The sequence below is a fragment of the Streptomyces sp. NBC_00503 genome, from assembly GCF_036346895.1.
GTDB lineage: Bacteria > Actinomycetota > Actinomycetes > Streptomycetales > Streptomycetaceae > Streptomyces.
The window spans coordinates 2652776-2673274 of record NZ_CP107855.1; the positions used below are offsets into that span (position 1 = coordinate 2652776).

Below are 20499 nucleotides of genomic sequence, written 5' to 3' on the forward strand. Positions count from 1 at the left end.
GCCCCACTGCCGGCGGGGCGGTGGACCGCCCCGCCGGTATTGCTACGCCTCGCGAGAGCCCTCGTACATCTCCTCGATCAGGTGCTTGAACTCACGCTCGACGACCGGCCGCTTCAGCTTGAGGCTGGGCGTGAGGTCGCCGTGTTCGACGTCGAGGTCGCGCGGCAGCAGGCGGAACTTCTTGACCGTCTGCCAGCGCTGGAGGCCCTCGTTGAGGGTCTGGACGTAGGTCTCGATGAGACGGGCCGTCTCGGGGGCGGCCAGGACCTGGGAGTACGTCTTGCCCTCCAGGCCGTTCTCGGCGGCCCAGACCAGGATGGAGGGCTCGTCGAGGGCGATGAGGGCGGAGCAGAAGTTCCGGTCGGCGCCGTGTACGACGATGCTGGAGACGTAGGGGCAGATCGCCTTGAACTGGCCTTCGATCTCCGCCGGGGCGACGTACTTGCCGCCCGAGGTCTTGATCAGGTCCTTCTTGCGGTCGGTGATGCGCAGGTAGCCGTCCGGGGACAGCTCGCCGATGTCTCCCGTGTGCAGCCAGCCGTCGGCCTCCAGGACCTCGGAGGTCTTCTCGGGCTGCCGGTGGTAGCCCTGCATGATGCCGGGGCCGCGCAGGAGGACCTCGCCGTCGTCGGCGATGCGGACCTCGGTGCCGGGGAGCGGCTTGCCGACGGTGCCGGTGCGGTAGGCCTCGCCGGGGTTGACGAAGGAGGCGGCGCTGGACTCGGTGAGTCCGTAGCCCTCCAGGATGTGGATGCCCGCGCCGGAGAAGAAGTACCCGATCTCGGGGGCGAGGGCGGAGGCGCCGGAGACGGCGGCGCGCAGACGGCCGCCGAAGGCCTCGCGGAGCTTGGAGTAGACGAGCACGTCGGCGATCTTGTGCTTGGCGGTGAGGCCGAGGGGCGCGGTCGCGTTGCCGGTGCGGCGGAAGTTGTCCTGGGTGACCTTGGCGTACTCGCGGGCCACGCCCGCGGACCACTGGAAGATCTTGTACTTGGCTCCGCCGCCGGCCCTGGCCTTGGCGGCGACCCCGTTGTACACCTTCTCGAAGATGCGCGGGACGGCCGCCATGTAGGTCGGCTGGACGACCGGCAGGTTCTCGATGATCTTGTCGATGCGGCCGTCGACGGCGGTGACGTGGCCGACCTCGATCTGACCCGAGGTGAGCACCTTGCCGAAGACGTGCGCGAGCGGCAGCCAGAGGTACTGGACGTCGTCCTTGCCGATCAGGCCGGTGGCGGCCATGGCCTTGGCCAGGTACGACCAGTTGTCGTGCGGCAGCCGCACGCCCTTGGGGCGGCCGGTGGTGCCGGAGGTGTAGATGAGGGTGGCGAGCTGCTCGGCGGTGATGGCCGCGACCTTCTCCTTGACCGCCTCGGGGTGCTTGGCGAGGTACTCCTTGCCGCGCGCCTCCAGGTCGGCGAGGGAGAGCACCCAGCCCTCCGGGTCGCCCTCGGCGGACACCGCGTCGGCGGCCTCCAGGACCACCACATGGGCGAGGTCGGGCAGGTCGGCCCGGCGCTCGCGGGCCTTGGCCAGCTGCTTGCCGTCCTCGGCGATCAGGATCCGGCTCTCCGAGTCGGAGAGGATGAACGCCGACTCCTCGGCGTTCGTGCTCGGGTAGATCGTGGTGACGGCGCCGCCCGCGCACATGATGCCGAGGTCGGCGAGGATCCACTCCACCCGGGTGTTGGAGGCCAGCGCGACGCGCTGCTCCGGCTGGATCCCGAGCTCGATGATTCCGGCCGCGATGGCGAAGACCCGCTCGGCGGCCTGCCCCCAGCTGAGCGACTTCCAGTCGTCGGGGCCGCCCTTCCCGTCGGCGGCGGGGACCGGATAGCGGTAGGCCTCGGCGTTCGGCGTGGCGGCGACACGCTCCAGGAAGAGGGTCGCCACGGAGGGCGGACGGTTCTCGATCAAGGTCTGTGTGTCGCTCACGGACATCCTCCGGACCACGCGGCAGGGCCTGTTCTTCACAGGGGCGGACTGACTGGGTGGTGGGTCAGGGTGGCTGAGTCAGGGCTTGGCGGCGCCCGTTAAAAAATAAACTGGCGAGTAACCATCGAGCAGTGATCAGACTAGGGGCCGTCCGCCTGGCGCGTAAGAGCCCTTGGGGCGCCGATTCATAACGAAACAGGCCCCCGCGCCGCAGCACGGGGGCCTGTCCGATCCACAGCGCCTCTACGGCACCTACTTCTTCTTGCCGCCGGACTCGTCGCTGGAGAGGACGGCGATGAAGGCCTCCTGGGGGACCTCCACGGAGCCGACCATCTTCATGCGCTTCTTGCCTTCCTTCTGCTTCTCCAGCAGCTTCCGCTTACGGGAGATGTCACCGCCGTAGCACTTGGCGAGGACGTCCTTGCGGATCGCGCGGATGGTCTCGCGGGCGATGACGCGCGAGCCGACGGCAGCCTGGATCGGGATCTCGAAGGCCTGCCGCGGGATGAGCTCGCGCAGCTTGGCGACCAGGCGCACGCCGTAGGCGTAGGCCGCGTCCTTGTGGCAGACGGCGGAGAAGGCGTCGACCTTGTCGCCGTGCAGCAGGATGTCGACCTTGACCAGGCTGCCGGACTGCTCGCCGGTGGGCTCGTAGTCGAGGGAGGCGTAACCGCGCGTCTTGGACTTCAGCTGGTCGAAGAAGTCGAAGACGATCTCGGCGAGGGGCAGGGTGTAGCGGATCTCGACCCGGTCCTCGGAGAGGTAGTCCATCCCCAGGAGCGTGCCGCGGCGCTGCTGGCACAGCTCCATGATCGCGCCGATGAACTCGGAGGGCGCGAGCAGGGTGGCCCGTACGACCGGCTCGAACACGTCCCTGATCTTGCCCTCGGGGAACTCGCTCGGGTTGGTGACGGTGACCTCCTTGCCGTCCTCCAGGACGACGCGGTAGACCACGTTGGGCGCGGTGGCGATCAGGTCGAGGCCGAACTCGCGCTCCAGGCGCTCGCGCACCACGTCCAGGTGGAGCAGGCCGAGGAAGCCGACGCGGAAGCCGAAGCCCAGCGCCGCCGAGGTCTCCGGCTCGTAGACCAGCGCGGCGTCGTTGAGCTGGAGCTTGTCCAGGGCCTCGCGCAGGTCGGGGTAGTCCGAGCCGTCGAGCGGGTACAGACCCGAGAAGACCATCGGACGCGGGTCCTTGTAGCCGCCGAGGGCCTCGGTCGCGCCGTTGTTCAGGCTGGTGATGGTGTCACCGACCTTGGACTGACGGACGTCCTTCACGCCGGTGATGATGTAGCCCACCTCACCGACGCCGATGCCGTCGGCCGGGGTCATCTCCGGGGACGAGACACCGATCTCCAGCAGCTCGTGCGTGGCGCCGGTGGACATCATCCGGATGCGCTCGCGCTTGTTGAGCTGGCCGTCGACGACACGGACGTAGGTCACGACGCCGCGGTACGAGTCGTAGACCGAGTCGAAGATCATCGCGCGGGCCGGGGCGTCCTTGGGACCGACCGGGGCCGGGACCGTGGCGACGATCTTGTCGAGCAGCACGTCCACGCCGAGGCCGGTCTTCGCGGAGACCCGCAGGACGTCCTCGGGCTGGCAGCCGACCAGGTTCGCCAGCTCCTCGGCGAACTTCTCCGGCTGCGCGGCCGGCAGGTCGATCTTGTTCAGGACCGGGACGATCGCCAGGTCCTTCTCCATCGCCAGGTACAGGTTGGCGAGGGTCTGGGCCTCGATGCCCTGGGCCGCGTCCACCAGGAGGACCGTGCCCTCGCAGGCGGCGAGCGAGCGCGAGACCTCGTAGGTGAAGTCGACGTGCCCGGGGGTGTCGATCATGTTGAGGATGTGGGTCTTGCCCTGGTCCTCGCCCGTGTTCGGCGCCCACGGCAGTCGGACCGCCTGGGACTTGATCGTGATTCCGCGCTCACGCTCGATGTCCATGCGGTCGAGGTACTGGGCGCGCATCTGCCGCGAGTCCACCACGCCGGTGAGCTGGAGCATCCGGTCGGCGAGGGTCGACTTGCCGTGGTCGATGTGCGCGATGATGCAGAAATTGCGGATCAGCGCCGGGTCGGTACGGCTCGGCTCGGGCACGTGGCTGGGGATCGCGGGCACGCAGTGTCCTGATTCTCGGGTCTCAGTCGGAACGAAGTGGTGAGCGTCGGTCTGCGCCAAGTCGGATCTGTACGCAGGCTTCCATGGTCCCATGGACTGGGCAGTGCGCTCGGTTTGGGCCGGTCGGAGCGCGCCTGGTAGCCTGAGCAGCTGTGTCTCGTATGCCCTCTAAGCTTCCGGGACACAAATCCGAAGATCAAATCTCTGAACCTGCAAAGGCTCTTTCGTGGCGAACATCAAGTCCCAGATCAAGCGGAACAAGACGAACGAGAAGGCGCGCCTGCGCAACAAGGCCGTCAAGTCCTCGCTCAAGACCGCGATCCGCAAGGCCCGCGAGGCCGTCGCCGCCGGTGACGTCGAGAAGGCCACCGTGGCTTCTCGCGCCGCCGCGCGTGCACTCGACAAGGCTGTCTCGAAGGGTGTCATCCACAAGAACGCTGCCGCCAACAAGAAGTCGGCGCTGGCGATCAAGGCTGCCTCCCTCCAGGGCTGAGCTCCTGATGTGATCGCCGGGTAGGGATCCAGCGGGCCCTCTCTCCCGCTCCCGACCGGCACCCCGCGCCGCACACGAAGCGTTCGCCACGCGGGTGCGGCGCAACCAAAGCAACACAGCAACACAGCAGTACCGAAGGCCCCGGCCCCCACCCTTCCCCAGGGTGACGGCCGGGGCCTTCGCATTGCCCGGGGCCGGTCGCGGCGACCGGTCACCGGCTGCCGACTGCCGACTGCCGGCCGCCCGCTGCCCGCTGCCCGCTGCTTCGCGCTATCCGGCGACGGCGGCGAGCACGGTGGCCGTGAGGGCCTCCGGCGCCTCCTCGGCGGACATCCGGCCGGCCTGGACCTCGGCGGCGGCCGCGTGGACGAGGCTGTAGACCACCGCGACCAGCCAGTCGACAGACAGGTCCGAGCGCACCTCGCCGCCCTCCCGGCCGCGGCCGAGCAGGCGCCGGACGGGGGCCAGGACCCGGTCGTGCCGCTCGCGCAGCTGCTCGGGCGGGAGGGTCGTGGAGACCAGGGCGAAGACGGCGGAGTGCCGGTCCAGCAGCCGCCACGAGCCGCGGATGAGCCGTGCGAGAGCCTCTTCGAAGGTCCCGGGCTCGGTCCCGATCCCGGCCCCGGCCTCGGTCCCGGCTTCGCTGTCGAGCGCCTCGAGGGTGGCCGCGGACTCGGCGACCGCCCGGTCGAGGGCGGCATCGAGGAGCGCCTCGCGGGTCGGGAAGTGCGAGTAGAGCGTCACGCGGCTGACCCCGGCGGCGCGGGCGATGGCGGCCATGCTCGCCTGCGGGTCGGCGAGGAAGCAGTCCAGGCCGGCATCGACGATCGCGGCGGTGTTGCGCTCGGCGTCGGCGCGGCGGGGGCGGGGTGCGTCGGTGACCATGGAGCCAAACTTAACACCGGTGTTCACATTCCCCCGGCGGGGCCGCATACTCGGATCCAAGATTCTTAACACCCCTGTTAACTTTAGGAGCGGCTTCGCCATGCCTTCGGACACCCCGCACACCCCGCACCACTCTGGAAGCCCCCATCCGCAGCGGTGGCGGCTGCTCACGCTGCTCGGCCTGGCCCAGTTCATGCTGATCGCCGACGTCACCGTCGTGAACGTCGCCCTGCCCGCCATCAGCCGCGACCTCACCCTCACCGGGTCCGGACTCACCTGGGTCGTCACCGCGTACACCCTCTTCTTCGGCGCCCTGCTGATGGCCGGCGGGCGGCTGGCGGACCGGTTCGGGGCGCCGCGGACGTTCCTGGCCGGGCTCGCCCTCTTCACGGCCGCCTCGGCGGCGTCCGGACTCGCGGCCGACGCCGCCACCCTGATCGCGGCGCGCTCCACGCAGGGCCTCGGCGCGGCGCTGCTCTCCCCGGCCGCCATGGCCCTGGTCACGGCGCTGTTCCAGGGCCCCGAACGGCACCGCGCCCTCGGCGCCTGGGCTGCGATCGGCGGCGCGGGCGCGGCCATCGGGGTGCTGCTCGGCGGAATCCTCACCGACGGCCCCGGCTGGCGTTGGATCTTCTACGTCAACCTCCCCGTCGGGGCGCTCGTCCTCGGCCTCGTCCCGCTGCTGCTGGGCCGTGCGCCGCGCACCCCCGGCGGTGCGAGGACGGCCGCCCGGAGCCGGGTGGGCGTGCCGGGAGTCCTCCTCCTGACCCTGGCTTCGGCCGCGCTCGTCTACGGGCTGACCGAACGCTCCTGGCTCTGGACGGTCGGGGCCCTGGCCGCGGGGGTGCTCCTGGCGGTGTCGGAGCGCCGGTCGCGCCACCCCGTCATGCCCCGGGCCCTGCCGGGCCGCCGGAACCTGCTGGGCGGCGCCGCGGTGATGCTGGGGGCGGCGGGCCTGCTCGTGACGGCGTTCTACCTGAGTTCCCTGCACATCCAGGTCTCCCTCGGGCGGAGCCCGCTCGTCACCGGCCTGGCCTTCCTCCCCGCGGCGGTGGCCGTCACGGCGGGCGCACACCTCGGCTCCCGGCTCGTCCCCCGCTTCGGCTGGCGCCCCCTCGCCGCCGCGTCCTTCGCCCTGGCCGCCGCGGGCGCGGCCGTGACCACCCTCGGCGGGCTCTGGACGGGTCTGGTCCCCGGCTTCGCCCTCCTGGCCCTCGGACTCGGTGCGGCGTTCGTCTGCGCCACGACCGCGGCCCTCTCCGAAGTGAGCCCCGACCACACCGGCGTGGCCTCCGGGCTGGTCGGCACCTCGCACGAACTGGGCGCGGCCGTCGGCATCGCCGCCTTCGCCTCGGGCGGCTTCACCACCCTCGCCCTCCCGGCCCTGGCCCTCGCCCTGGCCGCACCCCTCCTCCTCCCCCGCGGCCGCCCGGCCGTCTCCTCCGCCCACGCGATGGCCCACTGACCCGCGCGGGGGAGCAACCACGCGGCGACGGCCGGGGCTGCCGGACACCCCCTGGGCCAGGTCCGCCGCGAGGTCGTCGCGCCGGCGCACGGACAGCCGTCGGCTCAGGACCGTTCCCCACGCGGCGGGCAGGGGCAGCAGCAGGAACCCGCGAGCGCCCCGGCCGCGGAATCCCGTAGGGCCCACGCGGTGAAGCCGGCCGCGGTGACGGGCGCCGGTCGCGGTGGTTCCGGGCGGCGTCCAGCAGCCCCCGTGCCGCACGGGCCTCCGCGGACAGGGTCCTCATCCGCAGGTCGAGGGCCTCGTCGGCCGGAAGGTCCACCGGTTCGTCCCGGCTGATCCGCTCCAGCGCCCGCACTGTCTCCGGGTAGGTGTCGATGCCGGTTTCGCACGCCGGCCGGGTGAGCCGGCCCTCGATGCGGATCCAGGACTCTTCAACGGTGGGCACGGTCATACCGGCACCCCAGGAGCGGGCACCGACAGTCGCGGGAGGGGCGGATAGGCTCCTGCCGTGGCCGATTACTCCCTGTCCGCAGGCGCTGGCGACGCCCACCTTTCGGCTGTCGACGGTCTGATCGCGCTGCCCTTCCCGGAGCAGGAACTCCGGCCGGGGAAAGAGGGCAGGTCGGGAGGGCCGGGGTACCACCTGGCAGTGCTGCGGGAGAGCCGGGACTTCTGGGACGACCGGAGCGAGCAGGTCGTCGAGGCGGCCGAGCAGGAGCTCGAAGCCGATCTCGTCGCGCTGTCGAAGAGCCTGACCTCCCGGTGGGGCCGCCCGGAGACGGTCGAGCTGTGGCCGTACCTCGGCTTCGACGACCCGGACCCGCAGTACTCGGCTCCCGAACCGCTCGCCCTGCTGAGCAACGTCGCCGGAAGCATGCAGGTGTGGCGGCTGCCGGATTCCGCCCGGTGGCTCGCCCTGGCGATCGGTCAGGCGGATCCGGAGTTCCCCTTGCAACTCCTCGCCGCCGTGGGCGTCGCCTCCACCCTTGAGCCCTGACGGCCTAGGGGGTGTCTGATGGATCTCCGTGGGGAAGGAGCGGCGTCCGGTGCGTGCTCTCGGTGTGCCGGCCGGAAGCCTGCGTACTGGGCGTACTCGGGCTTTCGGCCGGTGCAGCGAGAGCACGTGCCGGGCGTCGCGACGCCGCGGAGATCCATCAGACACCCCCTAGTGCTGTGACCGCACTAGCCGCGGGGGCGGCGGGCCGCGCGGGCTACTGCCACGACCGCCTTCTCCAGCGCGTACTCCGGGTCGTCGCCCCCGCCCTTGACCCCCGCGTCGGCCGCCGCCACCGCGAGCAGGGCGTCCGCGACGCCGTCCGCCGACCATCCGCGCATCTGCTGCCGGACCCGGTCGATCTTCCACGGCGGCATGCCGAGATCGCGCGCGAGGTCGCCGGGGCGGGCTCCCCGCGGGGCCGAGGCGAGCTTGCCGATCGCCCGCACGGCCTGGGCCAGCGCGCTCGTGATCAGGACCGGCGCCACCCCGGTGGACAGGGACCAGCGCAGGGCCTCCAGCGCCTCGGCCGCCCGGCCCTCGACCGCCCGGTCCGCGACCGTGAAGCTCGAAGCCTCGGCGCGGCCGGTGTAGTAGCGGCCGACCACGGTCTCGTCGATCGTGCCCTCGACGTCCGCGCACAGCTGCGCCGCCGCACTCGCCAGCTCCCGCAGATCGCTGCCGATCGCGTCGACCAGCGTCTGGCAGGCCTCCGGGGTCGCGGAACGGCCCAGCGTGCGGAACTCGCCCCGCACGAACGACAGCCGGTCCGCCGGCTTCGTCATCTTCGGACAGGCGACCTCCCGGGCGCCCGCCTTGCGCGCCGCGTCGAGCAGGCCCTTGCCCTTGACCCCGCCCGCGTGCAGCAGGACGAGGCTGATCTCCTCGAACGTCGCCTCGAGGTACGCCTTGACCTCCTTGACCGTGTCCGCCGACAGGTCCTGTGCGTTGCGCACGACCAGCACCTTGCGCTCCGAGAAGAGCGAGGGACTGGTCAGCTCGGCCAGCGTGCCGGGCTGGAGCTGATCGGAGGTGAGGTCGCGCACGTCGGTGTCGGCGTCGGCGGCCCGGGCCGCCGTCACCACCTCCCGCACGGCGCGGTCGAGCAGCAGGTCCTCCTGCCCCACCGCGAGGGTGATGGGGGCAAGCGGATCGTCGGTGGAATTCTTCCTGGTGGCCATCGGATCCAGCATCCCATGTCGTACTGACAGCCCCTCGCTCCACGGCCCGTTCCCCGTGCCGGAGAATGACCGGGTGAACGTGCGACATGTACTGGTCCTGCCCGACCGCGACTCCGCCGAAGAGGTGGCCCGGGAGGTGGTTGACCGCTTCGGCCTCCCGGAGGAGCCGCAGGTGGTCCGCGACGCCCTGGCGGGCGAGGACGATGCCGAGGACGCCCAGTGGCTGGTGGTCGTCGAGGACCCCCGTGAAGGCCTCGACGCCACCGCCCTGGACGATCTGGCCGCCGAGTACGACGGCTGGCTCGAAGCCCCGTAGGACCTCGGTGCCCCCCGGTCAGGCCTTGTGCACGACCTGGATGTCCAACGCCACTTCCACGCTCGAACCGATCGCCGCGATCCCGTGCGCCAGCATCGACTGCCAGTTCAGCGTGAAGTCCTCCCGCTGCAGCTCGGCCGTGGCCCGGCAGGCTGCCCTCGGCTCGCCCTCCATGCCCGCTCCTAGGCCCAGGTACTGGGTGTCCAGGGTCACGGAGCGGCTGACCCCGTGGAGGGTCAGGGCGCCCGCCACGGACCAGCGGCTGCCGATCCGGTGGATGAACCGCTCGCTGTAGAACTCCACGGTCGGGTGGCGGGCCGCGTCCAGGAAGTCCGCGGAGCGCAGGTGGTCGTCCCGCATCCGCAGCCCGGTGTCGATGCTCGCCGCGTCGATGATCACGTGCATGGAGGAGTCCTCCATGCGGTCGGCTATCCGCACCGCGCCGGCGAAGGTGTTGAACCGGCCGTTGATCCGGGCCAGGCCGATGTGCCGGGACGAGAACCCGATCGAGGAATGCGCCGGATCGAGCTCCCAGTGGCCGGGCTGCGGCAGCAGCGGCGGCTCCACCGCATCGAGGATGATCTCCCCGGTGCCGGGCTGCGCGGGGTCCCCCACCAGCGTCGCCCCGTGGAAGGGCGCGTAGCCCTCGGCCGTGACGGACAGCCGGTACTCGCCCGCCGGCACGGTCGCCGTGAAGCCGCCGTACGGGTCGGTCTCCCCGCTGACGATCCGCCGGCCGATCGGGTCGGTCACCTCGAACTGGGCCTGCCGCACCGGCTGGTGGACCGTGTCGAGAACCCGGCAGCTGAGCAGCCGTGCCGTATGAGGAAGCGTCAGTGTCGCGGATGTCTGGGGACTCGCACTTCCCGCCGAATCCATCCCCCGTCTGCGACTGAACATGGTTTATGCACCCCCGTGCTGTGTGGACTTGGACCGCTCTGGCGAAAACGCATTCGATCATGCTGTCGGGTTGTGGGCAAACAGAGCGGTCGCGCCCGGTATGACCGCGCCGGTTCCGCCGTCGGATGACCGGGAATGCCCGCAGCTGCGAGCCGCTGCCGGTGACGGCGATCGAGCCGTCCTCGTCCGTGCGCAGCACCACCGCCCCCGAGGCCCGCAGCCGGGCGAGCGTACCCGCCGCGGGGTGTCCGTACCGGTTGCCCGCGCCGACCGGGACGATCGCGAGACGCGGCCGGACCCGGTCGTAGAGGCCGGGGTCCTGGTGGGCGCTGCCGTGGTGGGCGACCTTGAGGACATCGACCGGCCCGAGCTCCTGATGGTTCCTCAGCAGTTCCTGCTGGGAGTCCGGTTCGAGGTCGCCCAGCAGGAGGAGGGTCAGTCCGGCGGTCCGCACCAGCAGGGCCACGCTCGCATCGTTGGGCCCTTCGGCCGTCGCTCCCCCGGCCGGCGGCCACAGCACCTGCCACTCCAGCGGCCCGGCCCGGCGCCGCTCGCCGGCCGCCGCGGGGACGACGGGAATCCCTGCGGCCGCCGCGGTCCGCCGCACGAACTCCGCCTGCCCCGCCGGCTCTTCCAACGTGGTGACCTGCACCACTCCCACCGTGCGCCCCCGCAGCACCCCCGCCAGCCCTCCCACGTGGTCGACGTGGAAATGCGTCAGCAGGAGCAACGGCACCCGCTTCACGCCCAGTTCCCGCAGGCAGGCGTCCACCGGAGCGGGCTCGGGGCCCGCGTCCACCACCACGGCCGTGCCCGGAGCGACGGCGAGGACGGCGGCGTCCCCCTGCCCGACCGCGCACTGCACATAGCTCCAGCCGGGCGGCGGCCACCCTTTGATCGTACGAGTGACCAGCGGCGGCCTCAGTACGGCGAGGAGCAGTGCCACGGCCAGGGCGGAGGCAAGCCATCGCCTGAGCCCGAACCGCCGGCCGAGCGCCACCACCGCCAAGGTGGCCGTGGCGAGCAGCAACCCTCCGCCCACCCCGCCGGGCCACCCCAGCTCCGCCCCGGGCAGTCGCGCCCCGCCCCGGGCGACCGCCGCGATCCACCCGGCCGGCACCCCCGCGCACCGGGCCAGCAGCTCCGCCACCGGCCCGCACAGCGGGGCCGTCGCCAGCGCGGCGAACCCCAGGACCGTCGCGGGGCCCGCCGCCAGCTCGGCCAGCACATTGCAGGGGACCGCCACCAGGCTCACCCGGGCCGACAGCACGGCGACGACCGGGGCGCAGACCGCCTGCGCGGCCGCGGCGGCCGCCAGCGCCTCGGCCGGGCGCGGCCACACCCCGCGGCTTCGCAGGGCCTCGCTCCACCGGGGCGCCAGGGTCAGCAGGGCTCCGGTGGCCAGGACCGAGAGGAGGAATCCGTAGCTGCGGGCCAGCCACGGGTCGTAGAGCACCAGCAGCAGTACGGCGGCGGCCAGCGCCGGGATCAGGGATCTGCGCCGCCCGGTGGCGATGGCCAGCAGGGTCACCGACCCGCAGGCCGCCGCCCGCAGCACGCTGGGCTCCGGCCGGCACACCACCACGAACGCCAGGGTCAGGCCCGCTCCGCACAGGGCCGTCGCCCGCAGGGAGAGCCCCAGGCGTGGCGCCAGACCACCCCGCTCCGCCAGCTGTGCGCGGGCCGGGGGTCCGATGAGGAGGAAGAGCACCACGGTCAGGTTGGAGCCGGAGACGGCCAGCAGGTGCAGCAGATCGGTGGCCCGGAACGCCTCGTGCAGATCGGGCTCCACCCGGGAGGTGTCCCCGACCACCAGTCCCGGCAGCAGGGCTCGGGCATCGGGCGCCAGATCGTCGGTGACCTCGCGCAGCCCGGCCCGCAGCCGCCCGGCGATCCGCTGCACGGTGTCCGGGCCGCCCGTCACCCGCGGTGGCGTGTCCCCGGCCGGCCGGAGCAGGGCGACGGCCCACTCGCCGTCCCGGGCCGGCGTCAGCCGGGCGACCACGGCGACCCTGGTCGAGGGCTGCAACCGGGCCCAGTCCGGATGCCCCGCCAGTACCCGCACGGGGGTGGACACCCGGGTCCGGGCACCGTCCGGCCCGGTCACCCGGGTCACCACCGCGTCGAGCACCACCACCGGTGGCCCGCTCCCGCCGCGGGCGGTCCGGGGATCCGAGCCCACGGTGAGCTCCGCCAGCACCCGGGCGTGCTGCCCGGCCAGCCCCGCCACCGGCCCGGCTCGCGCCTCGGCCCGCTGGAGCCCGGCCACCGCGGCCCCGGCGGCCGCGCAGAGCAGGGCCGCCGCCACGGCCGTCCCGGCCTTCCAGGACGGCCCCCGGCGCCTGCCCCCGGCCGCCATCAGCAGCCCGGCGGCGCCCACCCCCAGCCCCGCCGCCCAGGCGCTCCACCCGAGGGGTGAGCCGAGGGCGACCGCGGCCGCCGCCCAGGCGGCCAGCGCCGGCACCACCAGCCGCAGATCCGGCGGGCACACCTGCCCCGTGTCCCCGCCGCTCGGGGGCCGGGGGCGCACCTGCCCCGTGTCCCCGCCGGTCGGGGGTCGCGCCACTTCCCCGGTCCCGCTCACGGCCGCACCAGTTTCCGCAGATCGGCGAAGCGCCGCTCGCCGATCCCGTTGACCTGCCGGAGCTCCTCCACGGACCGGAAGCCCCCACGGGCCGTCCGGAAGTCCACGATGTGCTGCGCGAGGACCGGGCCCACCCCCGGCAGGCCGTCCAACTGGTCGGCCGTGGCCGTGCCGAGGCTCAGCGGCCCGGGAGCCGGCGCCGCTCCCCCGCCCGTCGGTGGCGGGGCCGGGGCCCCGACCAGTACCTGTTCGCCGTCCATGAGGACCCGGGCCCGGTTGAGCCCGGTGATGTCGGTCCCGGGCCGCACGCCCCCGGCGGCGACCAGGGCGTCCTCCACCCGCGACCCGGCGGGCAGCCTGCGCACCCCCGGGTCCCGGACCTTGCCGCTGACGTCCACCAGGATCCGGCCGCTGCCCGCGGCGGTCGGCGAGGGTGCCACCAGGGCGGGCGCGGTCACCGGCTGCGGCCGGGCCGACCAGTACTGCTGCCCGGCGAACCCGACCGCCGCGACCAGCACCACCGAAACGGCGGCCACCGCCCGCGGCTCCATCCCGCACCGGGTCTGCAGCCACACGGGCAGCCGCTCCCGCACGGCAAGCCGCCGCGCGACCCCGTCCGGCAGCACCCCCTCGCCGCCCCGGGGCTCCACCCCGTCAGCCGACCCGACCGCCGACGCCGTGGCCGCAGCCGGAACCGGAGTCGCAGCCGGAACCGGGGGCGGAGCCGCAGCCGAAGTGACAGCAGGAGCGGGGCCCTCGGCCGAAACCGGCTCCGGCGGCGGGTGCGGGAAAGGGGCCCCCGGTGGGTGGCCGCCCAGGAGTGCCTCGGCCCTGCGCCGCACCACGGCGGGTTCGGGGTGGACGGACCGGTCGCCGCGACGGTGGCGCAGGCGGCCGTCGGAAAGCCGGGGGCGGCCGGGGCCGCTGGTGGCGCCGGCGGGGGACGAAGTACGCGTACGGAGAGTCATGCCACGACGGTAGGGCCGAAACCGGAACCCCGTTCGGAGCCCTCAATTGCGGTGGACGGCCAGCCCGTTGTGGATAACCCCGTCACCCGATCCGGTGATCAGCGCGGGGACACGACCGCCGCCAGCAGCCCCGGCCCGGTGTGTGCGCCGATCACCGCTCCGACCTCGCTGACGTGCAGTTCGACCAGTCCCGGGATCCGCTCGCGGAGCCGCTGCGCGAGCTTCTCCGCGCGCTCGGGCGCCGCCAGGTGGTGCACGGCCACATCGACGGGTCCGGAGCCCGCCCGCTCCACGGCCAGCTCCTCCAGGCGGGCGATGGCCTTGGAGGCCGTACGCACCTTCTCCAGCATCTCGATCCGGCCCCCCTCCAGCGTCAGCAGCGGCTTGACCGCCAGCGCCGAACCGAGCAGGGCCTGCGCGGCGCCGATGCGGCCGCCCCGGCGGAGGTAGTCGAGGGTGTCCACGTAGAAGTACGCCGACATGCCCGCGGCCCGCTTCTCCGCGGCGGCGACGGCTTCGTCCAGGGACCCGTCGGCCTCAGACACCTCGGCTGCCGCCAGGGCGCAGAAGCCCAGGGCCATCGCGACCATGCCGGTGTCCACGACGCGCACGGGCACCGGGGCGGTCTTCGCGGCGAGCACGGCAGCGTCGTAGGTGCCGGAGAACTCGGCGGACAGGTGCAGGCTGACGATGCCGGTCGCGCCGGCGTCGGCAGCGGCCCGGTAGGCCCGGACGAACTCCTCCGGGCTCGGGCGGGACGTGGTGACCGAGCGGCGCTTCTGCAGGGCGAGGGCCAGGCTGCGGGCCGAGATCTCGGTTCCCTCCACGAGGGCCTCGTCGCCGAGGACCACGGTCAGCGGGACGGAGGTGATTCCGTGGCGCGCCATGGCTGGTTGGGGCAGGTAGGCCGTGGAATCGGTGACGATCGCGACATGGCGGGACATGAGGCGGAGGTTACCGGCAGCGGGGGTGTTCCGGCAGCCCGACCCCTGGCCTCCGGCGGTGGTGGGGTCGGCAACGCCGGTGCGGAGTCGCCGACGAGGCTCCGCGGGGTGCCTCCGGCGGGGGGCTCCGCGGAGCGGTGTCCGTCAGCCCCGGCTGCGGGTGATCGGCCCTGCGGGACTGTCCCCTACCCGCCCTTCCACCGTTCCCCGGGCGCTGCCCGGACCCGGTCCTCAAACGCCGGACGGGCTGAGTGAGCGCTTCGGTCTACTCAGGTCGTCGTTTCCGGGCGGGGAGCCTTCTGCCACGGGTACTGGGGTGCCGGGGTGGGCTGTGCCAGGGCCTGGCGCGGGGGCTGGGGGGTGTTCCAGGCTGCGGGGGCCGGGTTGGGGAGGTCGTCGATGGACTCCCGGGACCAGTCGCGCAGGGCGCCCGACTCGACTTCGATCTGGGCCGACAGCACCGACAGGTCGTCGTCCGCGAAGCGGCGGGCGCGGTCGCGCGCCGCCCAGCGCAGCGAGTCGGCCGCCTGTGTGATCTTCGCCGTGCGCTCTCGCAGCTGCGGGAGGCTCTCCGCGATCCGCTTGCGGTCGGGCTCCGCCTCGAGCCGCTTCAGCTCGTCGTCCAGCTCGTGTCCGTGCCCGCTCAGCCGCTCGAACAGCTCGATCGACTCCTTCAGCGAGGCATCCGCCTGGACCCCCTCGTACAGCGCCTGCTGCGTGGCCCGCATCGAGGTCCGCAGGTCCAGCCGCAGTTGGGCCAGCGCGCCCGTGACACCGACCTGGCCGAAGCTGCGTGCTTTCAAGGTGGTGTCCTCCACGGTGCGGCGGGCCTGGGTGATGGTCCGGTCCACGCCGCGCGCGGCGGCCTTGACCACCTTCGTCGTCACATAGACACCGAGCCCCACGAAGGCGAACAGCAGCACCAGGGCCACGATGATAAAAGCCGCCTCCATGAGGTTCCCTTCCCCAGCCGTTTAGGTCCCTTCCACCGTAAACGCCACGGGCAGGCCGCGGGTTCCAATCGAACCCCCAACCTGCCCGTACGGGACAACCCCTAGACCAGGGTCCTCACCGGTCACACAACGATGTTCACCAGCTTCGGCGCACGCACGATCACCTTGCGGATCTCGGCCCCGCCCAGCGCCGCCACGACCGCCTCGTCGCCCAGGGCCAGCTGCTCCAGGTCGGCATCCGAGATCGTCGGCGGCACCTCCAGGCGCGCCTTGACCTTGCCCTTGATCTGGACGACGCAGGTGACGCTCTCGTCCACCACGTACGCCGGGTCCGCGACCGGGAAGTCCTGGTGGACGACCGACTCCTCGTGGCCCAGCCGCTGCCACAGCTCCTCCGCGATGTGCGGAGCCAGCGGGGCGATCAGCAGGACCAGCCGCTCCGCGACGGAGCGCTCCAGCGGCCGGCCCGCCTTCGTCAGGGTGTTGTTCAGCTCGGTGATCTTCGCGATCGCGGTGTTGAAGCGCAGGCCCGCCATGTCGGCGCCGACCCCGTCGATCGCCTTGTGCAGCGCGCGCAGGGTGTCTTCGCCCGGCTCCGAGTCGACCACCGTCACGGCGCCGGTCTCCTCGTCCACCACGTTGCGCCACAGGCGCTGCAGCAGCCGGTACTGGCCGACGACGGCGCGGGTGTCCCACGGGCGCGAGACGTCCAGCGGGCCCATCGCCATCTCGTACAGGCGCAGGGTGTCCGCGCCGTACTCCTCGCAGATCTCGTCCGGCGTGACGGCGTTCTTCAGGGACTTGCCCATCTTGCCGTGCTCGCGCTTGACGGGCTCGCCCTGGTAGAACCAGCCGCCGTCGCGCTCCTCGACCTCGGCCGCAGGTACGTACACACCGCGCGAGTCGGTGTACGCGTAGGCCTGGATCATGCCCTGGTTGAACAGCTTGTGGAACGGCTCCACCGAGGAGACGTGCCCCAGGTCGAACAGCACCTTCGACCAGAAGCGCGCGTACAGCAGGTGCAGGACCGCGTGCTCGGCGCCGCCGACGTACAGGTCGACGCCGCCGTGCGGCGCGCCCTCGCTCGGACCCATCCAGTACTGCTCGATGGCCGGGTCGACCAGCGCCTCGGAGTTGTTCGGGTCCAGGTAGCGCAGCTCGTACCAGCAGGAGCCGGCCCAGTTCGGCATGGTGTTGGTCTCGCGGCGGTACGAGCGCACACCGCGCCCGTCGCCCAGGTCCAGCTCCACGTTGACCCACGCCCCGTTGCGGGACAGCGGGGTCTCCGGCTTGGAGGTCGCGTCGTCCGCCTCGAAGGTGCGCGGCGAGTAGTCCTCGACCTCCGGCAGCTCCAGCGGCAGCATCGACTCGGGCAGCGGGTGCGCGACGCCGTCCTCGTCGTAGACGATCGGGAAGGGCTCGCCCCAGTAGCGCTGGCGGCTGAACAGCCAGTCGCGCAGCCGGAAGTTGACGGTCCCCTCGCCGATGCCGCGCCCGGCCAGCCAGTCGGTGATCGCGGCCTTCGCCTCGACCACGCCCAGGCCGTCCAGGGACACGCCCTCGCCGGTCGAGTTGACGATGGTGCCGTCGTACGAGGAGAAGGCGTCCTCCCACTCCAGCGGGTCCGCGTCGCGGTCGTCCGTGGGCGCGACGACGCAGCGCATCGGCAGCTCGAAGGCGCGCGCGAACTCGAAGTCGCGGCTGTCGTGGGCCGGGACGGCCATGATCGCGCCGGTGCCGTAGCCCATCAGCACGTAGTCCGCGATGAAGACGGGGACCTTGTCGCCGCTGACCGGGTTGGTCGCGTACGCGCCGGTGAAGACGCCGGTCTTGTCCTTGGCCTCCGCCTGCCGCTCGACGTCCGACTTCGAGGCGGCCTGCTTGCGGTACGCGTCCACGGCCTCGGCGGGGGTCGCGTTGCCGCCGGTCCACAGCTGGTGGGTGCCCTCGGGCCACTCGGCCGGGACGATCTTCCCGACCAGCTCGTGCTCGGGCGCCAGCACCATGTAGGTGGCGCCGAACAGCGTGTCGGGGCGGGTGGTGAAGACGGTGATGGCATCGCCGTCGCCGACCGCGAAGTCGACGCGCGCGCCTTCGCTGCGGCCGATCCAGTTGCGCTGCTGCAGCTTGATGGCCTCGGGCCAGTCCAGCGCGTCCAGGTCGTCGATCAGGCGGTCGGCGTAGGCCGTGATCCGCATGTTCCACTGGCTCAGCTTGGACTTGAAGACGGGGAAGTTGCCGCGCTCGGACCGGTTGTCGGCGGTGACTTCCTCGTTGGCCAGTACGGTGCCCAGCCCGGGGCACCAGTTGACGGGCGCGTCCGAGGCGTACGCCAGCCGGTACTCGTTCAGCACGTCGGCGCGCTCGCCCGCGCTCAGCGCGGCCCAGGAGCCGCCGCCGGGCAGCTCACGGGAGCCGTTCTCGAAGGCGGTGACCAGCTCGGCGATCGGACGGGCCGTCTTCGCCTCGGCGTCGTACCAGGAGTTGTAGATCTGCAGGAAGATCCACTGGGTCCACTTGTAGTAGTCCGGGTCGATCGTCGCGAAGGACCGGCGCCGGTCGTGGCCCAGACCCAGCCGGCGCAGCTGGACCTTCATGTTCTCGATGTTCGCCTCGGTCGACACGCGCGGGTGCGTGCCCGTCTGCACGGCGTACTGCTCGGCCGGCAGGCCGAAGGCGTCGAAGCCCAGGGTGTGCAGGACGTTGTGGCCGCTCATCCGCTGGTGGCGGGCGTAGACGTCGGTGGCGATGTAGCCCAGCGGGTGGCCGACGTGCAGGCCCGCGCCCGAGGGGTACGGGAACATGTCCATGATGAACTTCTTGGGCCGCGCCACGACCGCAGGGTCTCCGGCCAGGTCACCGGTCGGGTTCGGGGCCTCGTACGTGCCCTGCGCGTCCCATACGTCCTGCCAGCGTGCCTCGATGTCGGCGGCCATGGCAGCCGTGTAGCGGTGCGCCTCGGCCGCCTCGGGGGCCGGGGTGTTCGTCTCGCTCATGATTTCTGAAGCTCCATCGATCGTCTCTGCCGTCTCTGCCTGCCCAAACGAAAAAACCCCTCGCACAGGAGGGGGCGCCGCGCCGAGGCCGACCGTTTCGCGGGGTCGGTGCTGTTCAGCGCGGCTCGGTAAGCAGAAGGCGTACGGCACGCATGGCGTCAGGGTACCGCAGCGGCCACCAGGGGCGCCCTTGCGTTCCCCCTCCCGGACGCCCGGATGCCCGGATGCCCGGACGCCCGGATGCCCGCATGCGCGGACAACGAAAAGCGGGCCACCCGATCCGGGTGACCCGCTTCCCTACTGTGGAGCTATGGAGAATTGAACTCCAGACCTCCTGCATGCCATGCAGGCGCTCTACCAACTGAGCTATAGCCCCTTGTCCCGCTTGCCGCTTCGTTCCCCGTTTCCGGTTCCCCTTGGCGACGTCCCAAACATTACACGGTCATGGCCCTGGTCCAAAAATCGGTTTCCGCGCGCCCCGGGCCATGTCCGTTCTGGGGCAGTTCGTCCTAGCTGGGCCTGTCACGCACGCGCGAACTGGTAGAACCGCTTCAGCGTGCAGTGCTCGTCGAGCAGCCGGCCGTAGATCGGCTCCCCTTCCAGCTCACGGTACGTCTCGATCGGGTCGCCTTTTATGATCAGCGCCCGCGCGCATTCCTCGCACCAGTACTGGTAGTCGGGGTTGACCGGCTCCATGTCCCGCACGATCGGCGTGCCGTTGTTGCACCAGTCGCACCGCCGCCGGTGTGCACCCATCCGTCAGCGACTCCCTCCCGCGTCGGGCCGTCGTCGTCCCCCTCCGGCCGTCCGATTCTGCCATGCCGGGGTGCGCCTGGGCAGCTGAGGACAAAAGCAAAGATCCCGCCCCCTGTTGGGGACGGGATCTTGATTGTGGAGCTATGGAGAATTGAACTCCAGACCTCCTGCATGCCATGCAGGCGCTCTACCAACTGAGCTATAGCCCCGCTCTCCGCGACGCTCCCCCCGTTTCCGGTGTTCTGCGCTGCGAACAAGAAGAACTCTAGCCTGTGACCAGCCGGAAAGTGAAATCCGGGTGGGAGCCGCCCTGAAGCGGTCTCAGTCGTCGTCGCCGAGCACCGGTTCGGGCAGCGTGCCGGCGTTGTGCTCCATCAGCCGCCAGCCGCGCGCGCCCTCGCCGAGGACGGACCAGCAGCAGTTGGAGAGCCCGCCCAGGCTCTCCCAGCTGTACGAATCCAGGCCCAGCAGGCGCCCGATCGTCGTACGGATGGTGCCGCCGTGGCTGACCACGACGAGCGTGCCGCCCGGGGGCAGCCGATCGGCGTGTTCCAGGACCACCGGAGCGGCCCGGTCGGCAACCTCGGTCTCCAGTTCACCGCCGCCTCGGCGAACCGGCTCGCCGCGCTTCCACGCCGCGTACTGCTCGCCGTACTTCGCGAGGATCTCGTCGTGCGTGAGGCCCTGCCACTCGCCCGCGAACGTCTCGCGCAGCGCCTCGTCGTGCGTCACGGTCAGCCCGGTGACGCCCGCCAGCTCGGCGGCCGTGGCCGAGGCCCGGCGCAGGTCCGAGGAGACGATGGCGTCCGGCCCCAGCGAGGCGAGCAGCCGGGCGGCGCGGCGTGCCTGCGCCACACCGTCCTCGGTCAGCTCGATGTCCGTGGAGCCCTGGAAGCGGCGCTCCAGGTTCCACGAGGTCTGGCCGTGCCGCCACAGGACGATCTTCCGGCCGGCCGTACCGCTGCCGGTCGTGCCAGTCGTGCCGGCCGTACTGGTCGTGCCTTCGTT

At 72.1% G+C, this 20499-nt stretch carries 15 protein-coding genes, 2 tRNA genes and 1 pseudogene; 4 read left to right on the plus strand and 14 right to left on the minus strand.

The window, feature by feature from the left end; all coding sequences use genetic code 11:
• Positions 1 to 42: 42 nt before the first annotated feature.
• Both OG490_RS12445 and lepA read right to left on the minus strand, forming a co-directional pair.
• On the minus strand, positions 43 to 1935 hold the full coding sequence (locus tag OG490_RS12445) for an AMP-dependent synthetase/ligase (RefSeq protein WP_330296355.1): 1893 nt from the start codon (positions 1933 to 1935) through the stop codon (positions 43 to 45).
• Positions 1936 to 2187: 252 nt separating this feature from the next.
• On the minus strand, positions 2188 to 4053 hold the full coding sequence (lepA, locus tag OG490_RS12450; RefSeq protein ID WP_330296356.1) for a translation elongation factor 4: 1866 nt from the start codon (positions 4051 to 4053) through the stop codon (positions 2188 to 2190).
• A 226-nt stretch (positions 4054 to 4279) separates the two neighbouring features.
• On the opposite strand from lepA, the gene rpsT reads away from it, so the two are divergent.
• A complete protein-coding gene (gene rpsT / locus OG490_RS12455) occupies positions 4280 to 4546 on the plus strand; it encodes a 30S ribosomal protein S20 (protein ID WP_330296357.1) in 267 nt (88 codons plus the stop codon).
• 270 nt (positions 4547 to 4816) lie between these two features.
• Here rpsT and OG490_RS12460 read toward each other — a convergent pair whose 3' ends face one another.
• Entirely contained in the window at positions 4817 to 5431 is a 615-nt protein-coding gene (locus OG490_RS12460) for a TetR/AcrR family transcriptional regulator (RefSeq protein WP_330296358.1), read from the minus strand.
• Positions 5432 to 5531: 100 nt separating this feature from the next.
• Here OG490_RS12460 and OG490_RS12465 point away from each other — a divergent pair, with 100 nt between their 5' ends.
• Entirely contained in the window at positions 5532 to 6896 is a 1365-nt protein-coding gene (locus tag OG490_RS12465) for an MFS transporter (RefSeq protein ID WP_330296359.1), read from the plus strand.
• 511 nt (positions 6897 to 7407) lie between these two features.
• A complete protein-coding gene (locus tag OG490_RS12470; RefSeq protein WP_330296360.1) occupies positions 7408 to 7896 on the plus strand; it encodes a hypothetical protein in 489 nt (162 codons plus the stop codon).
• Positions 7897 to 8081: 185 nt separating this feature from the next.
• On the opposite strand, the gene holA is transcribed toward OG490_RS12470, so the two are convergent.
• Positions 8082 to 9074 carry a DNA polymerase III subunit delta gene (gene holA, locus OG490_RS12475; RefSeq protein ID WP_330296361.1) on the minus strand — a complete coding sequence of 331 codons (993 nt, stop codon included), beginning with the start codon at positions 9072 to 9074 and terminating at the stop codon, positions 8082 to 8084.
• A gap of 73 nt (positions 9075 to 9147) precedes the next feature.
• On the opposite strand from holA, the gene OG490_RS12480 reads away from it, so the two are divergent.
• Positions 9148 to 9390, plus strand: coding sequence for a hypothetical protein (locus tag OG490_RS12480; protein WP_330296362.1), 243 nt, complete (start codon positions 9148 to 9150; stop codon positions 9388 to 9390).
• 18 nt (positions 9391 to 9408) lie between these two features.
• Here OG490_RS12480 and OG490_RS12485 read toward each other — a convergent pair whose 3' ends face one another.
• The 10 genes and pseudogenes from OG490_RS12485 to OG490_RS12530 all read right to left on the minus strand — a co-directional run bounded on the left by OG490_RS12485 (position 9409) and on the right by OG490_RS12530 (position 20433).
• Entirely contained in the window at positions 9409 to 10290 is an 882-nt protein-coding gene (locus tag OG490_RS12485) for a YceI family protein (RefSeq protein WP_443065795.1), read from the minus strand.
• 136 nt (positions 10291 to 10426) lie between these two features.
• Positions 10427 to 12649 (minus strand): annotated as a pseudogene (locus OG490_RS12490) (ComEC/Rec2 family competence protein); the annotation flags it as partial.
• Positions 12650 to 12870: 221 nt separating this feature from the next.
• Entirely contained in the window at positions 12871 to 13842 is a 972-nt protein-coding gene (locus OG490_RS12495; protein WP_330296363.1) for a ComEA family DNA-binding protein, read from the minus strand.
• 98 nt (positions 13843 to 13940) lie between these two features.
• On the minus strand, positions 13941 to 14786 hold the full coding sequence (locus OG490_RS12500) for a DegV family protein (protein ID WP_330296364.1): 846 nt from the start codon (positions 14784 to 14786) through the stop codon (positions 13941 to 13943).
• A 269-nt stretch (positions 14787 to 15055) separates the two neighbouring features.
• The gene (locus tag OG490_RS12505) at positions 15056 to 15739 is read right to left on the minus strand and encodes a hypothetical protein (RefSeq protein WP_330296365.1); all 684 of its coding nucleotides are present in this window, start codon (positions 15737 to 15739) and stop codon (positions 15056 to 15058) included.
• A 122-nt stretch (positions 15740 to 15861) separates the two neighbouring features.
• Positions 15862 to 18735: a leucine--tRNA ligase gene (gene leuS, locus OG490_RS12510; RefSeq protein ID WP_330296366.1), complete on the minus strand. Its 2874-nt coding sequence runs from the start codon at positions 18733 to 18735 to the stop codon at positions 15862 to 15864.
• A gap of 303 nt (positions 18736 to 19038) precedes the next feature.
• Positions 19039 to 19111, minus strand: a tRNA-Ala gene (locus OG490_RS12515).
• 146 nt (positions 19112 to 19257) lie between these two features.
• The gene (locus OG490_RS12520; RefSeq protein ID WP_007264019.1) at positions 19258 to 19491 is read right to left on the minus strand and encodes a hypothetical protein; all 234 of its coding nucleotides are present in this window, start codon (positions 19489 to 19491) and stop codon (positions 19258 to 19260) included.
• Between the two features lie 136 nt (positions 19492 to 19627).
• Positions 19628 to 19700 (minus strand) — tRNA-Ala (locus OG490_RS12525).
• Between the two features lie 112 nt (positions 19701 to 19812).
• Positions 19813 to 20433, minus strand: a complete 621-nt coding sequence (locus OG490_RS12530; RefSeq protein ID WP_330300897.1) for a histidine phosphatase family protein — start codon at positions 20431 to 20433, stop codon at positions 19813 to 19815.
• Between the last annotated feature and the right edge of the window lie 66 nt (positions 20434 to 20499).